Source organism: Mesorhizobium sp. M7A.F.Ca.CA.001.08.2.1 (assembly GCF_003998455.1).
In the GTDB taxonomy this organism is placed as follows: Bacteria; Pseudomonadota; Alphaproteobacteria; order Rhizobiales; family Rhizobiaceae; genus Mesorhizobium; species Mesorhizobium ciceri.
In genome coordinates this window covers 1-2,716 of the sequence record NZ_RZPW01000796.1, presented here as the reverse complement: position 1 = coordinate 2,716, position 2,716 = coordinate 1, and the positions used below count along the sequence as shown (strand labels likewise).

Genomic DNA, 2,716 nt, shown 5'->3' with positions numbered 1-2,716 from the left:
TGAGAGCATCGCCTCGATCGCCTCGTTGCCGTCGACGAAAGCCCAGGGCGCTATGGCGCCGTTCGAACGGCGCAAGCGCAGGCAGGCGTGGTTGCGCAGATCATCGACGCGTTCGGGGCGGCCGTGGCGTTTGAGATAGTCAGGGCTGCCGACGACCACGAACGAAAACGATGGGGTTAGCCGCACCGCGACCATGTCGACCGCAATGAACTGGCCGAGACGGATGCCGGCATCGAACCCGCCGGCCGCGAGATCGACCATCTCGTCGCTCGCGGCGATCTCCAGCTCGATCTCGGGGTAAGCCCGGCAGAACGACGCGATCATCGGCTCCAGGATCAACGGCACGACGGCGCGGGGCACGGACAGGCGCAGCAGACCGGTCGGCCGTTGGCCGATGTCACGCACGGCCTCGCCGGCCGCGACGAGTTCTTCGAAAGCAGGGCCGGCACGATCGAGGAACCGCTGGCCAGGCTCGGTCAAGCCGACGCTCCGTGTCGTGCGGACGAACAGCGCCGCACCCATGCGTGCCTCCAGCGCGCGCACCGCCTGGCTCACGGCGGGCGGTGTCACGCCGAGTTGCGCTGCGGCGCGGCGGAAGTTGCGGTGCCTGGCGACAGCCAGGAACGCCTCGATGCCCTCCAGCGCACCATGTCGGACTGTGTAGTTCTGCTTCATAGGTTGTTGTTATTACGCCGGGTAGTCGAATTATGGAAGTGGGCCTAGGTATGAGCTGAACCTAGGAGACATCATGCGATGACCGATGAACTTGAAGGGGTACGGGACCATTATCGCGCGACGGGCCTGACCGAGCGGCTGAAGACGGTGTTGGCTGCCCTCGGCCCGGAGGACCAGCTCCTCACGCCCCAACAATTGGGCGTTCTCGACCAGTTTCACACCCGTGGGCTAGCTGCCACCGCCGAGCTTGCCCAATTGGCGGGGATCGCTGCCGGCATGTCGATACTGGACGTCGGCTCGGGCGTCGGTGGGCCGGCGCGCTTTCTGGCTGCGACCTATGGCTGCCGGGTTACTGGCGTGGATCTCAGCGAGCCTTTCGTGGATGCCGCGCGCTATCTGACCGAGCGCACGGGACAGAGCGGGCAGCTGTCGTTCCAGACCGCCAGCGCATTGGAGCTCCCATTCGACGATGGCCGTTTCGACGCGGTGCTGTTGCAGCACGTGGCGATGAACATCTCTGACCGGACGCTGCTCTACAGCGAGATTCGGCGCGTGCTGAAGCCAGGCGGCAGGTTTGCCACATACGACGTCGTGTTGTCTGGAGGCGAGCCGCACTATCCGCTTCCCTGGGCGAGAACGCCGGCGACGAGCTTTCTCCTAACAGCCGGTGCGACGCGCGAGGCGATCGAACCGGCCAGCTTCCGCATGCTGGCATGGCAAGACGACACCGACGCCGCCAAGGCGTGGTTCGCACAGTTGCGCGCGTCGGGGCCGCCGCCTTCGCCCAATCTCGGCGTGGTGATGGGACCGGACTTCGCTGAGCTTGCGGCCAACCTCGGACGAAATCTTATGCAAGGTCGGCTCGGTATCCTGACCGCAGTGTTCGAGGCCGCATGAACCAATTGTCGAGAGGAGGCCAGATGTCCACCGAAGTCCTATTCCAAATCCATCTTGTTCTGGGCTATGTCGCGTGGCTGCTTTGCTTCGCTGTATACGGTTTGCCGTGGCTCAGATCGATGGACCGGGTCGCGGCGCAACGCGCTGTTGCCACTCTGCACAGCTTCCGCTTCTTCGGGCTGGTCTTCCTCGTTCCGGGTGTCGTCAGCCCCGATTTGCCTGCCGGCTTTGCCGTGTTTGCTGCCTACGGCGACCTTGCAACAGGAGTGCTGGCCATGCTGGCGCTGCTCACGGCAAGGATACCTCGGCTCTTCTGGGCGCTCGTCGTCGCCTTCAATCTGGTCGGGACGGTTGATCTGATCGTAGACTATTACCACGCCATCCAGGTCGGCCTCCCCCAGCGTGCGGGCGAACTGGGCGCCACCTACGCGATCCCGATCATCTACGTGCCGCTGCTGATGATCACGCACATCGTCGCGTTCTATTTTCTGGTGCGTCCCCCGCAGGCCGCCGCTTGGACTGTCGCAGACTAGTCCTTTGCCGCCGCCTTGATGTCCAGCAGGCCGTAGCCGAAATCATTGTCGCGTCCCTTGGGACCGAGATCCCTGGCCGTTGCCGCGAGCGCCTTTTCGATGTCGTCGGCCGAGCGATCGGGCGCGGCATGGATGAGATTGGCGATGGCGCCGCTCACGATCGCCGCGGCAAACGAGGTGCCTGTGACCAGATCCGAGCCGGCGCCGCTCGGCGCCACCATCTCGACGCCGGGTGCCGAGATGAAGACATAGGCGCCGCGATTGGCCTGCGGCATCAGCCCGTCCTTGGCATCGGTGGCGGTCACCGCGACGACACCATCGAAGGCGGCCGGATAGCCATAGGGCGCCTTCGGCCCGTTGTTACCGGCTGCGGCGACCAGCACCATGCCGAGCGCGCGGGCATTGCGGCAGGCGACGCCGAGCAAATCGTTCTTCGGCCCGACAAAGCTCATATTGATGATGCGCACGTCCTGTTCCGCCGCCCAGTCGAGCGCCGACAGGATGACGTCCATGGTCGACTTGCCGCCCTCGAAGGCGCGGGCGTGATAGATTTTTGCGCCCGGTGCCATGCCTTCCAGCGCGCCGACGCCGGCGATCAGCCCGTCGATCGA

At 65.0% G+C, this 2,716-nt stretch carries 4 protein-coding genes; 2 read left to right on the top strand and 2 right to left on the bottom strand.

Features of this window, described 5'->3' with window-relative positions:
* Positions 1 to 675 (bottom strand): LysR family transcriptional regulator (locus EN914_RS31080; protein ID WP_164779036.1); only part of this gene is annotated, 675 nt, incomplete at its 3' end.
* 78 nt (positions 676 to 753) lie between these two features.
* Here EN914_RS31080 and EN914_RS31075 point away from each other — a divergent pair.
* The gene (locus EN914_RS31075) at positions 754 to 1,572 is read left to right on the top strand and encodes a class I SAM-dependent methyltransferase (RefSeq protein WP_024501949.1); all 819 of its coding nucleotides are present in this window, start codon (positions 754 to 756) and stop codon (positions 1,570 to 1,572) included.
* Positions 1,573 to 1,595: 23 nt separating this feature from the next.
* A complete protein-coding gene (locus tag EN914_RS31070; protein ID WP_024501948.1) occupies positions 1,596 to 2,105 on the top strand; it encodes a hypothetical protein in 510 nt (169 codons plus the stop codon).
* Here EN914_RS31070 and EN914_RS31065 read toward each other — a convergent pair.
* On the bottom strand, positions 2,102 to 2,716 hold a 615-nt coding region (locus EN914_RS31065), incomplete at its 5' end, for a S8 family serine peptidase (RefSeq protein WP_164779035.1). The genes EN914_RS31070 and EN914_RS31065 overlap by 4 nt on opposite strands.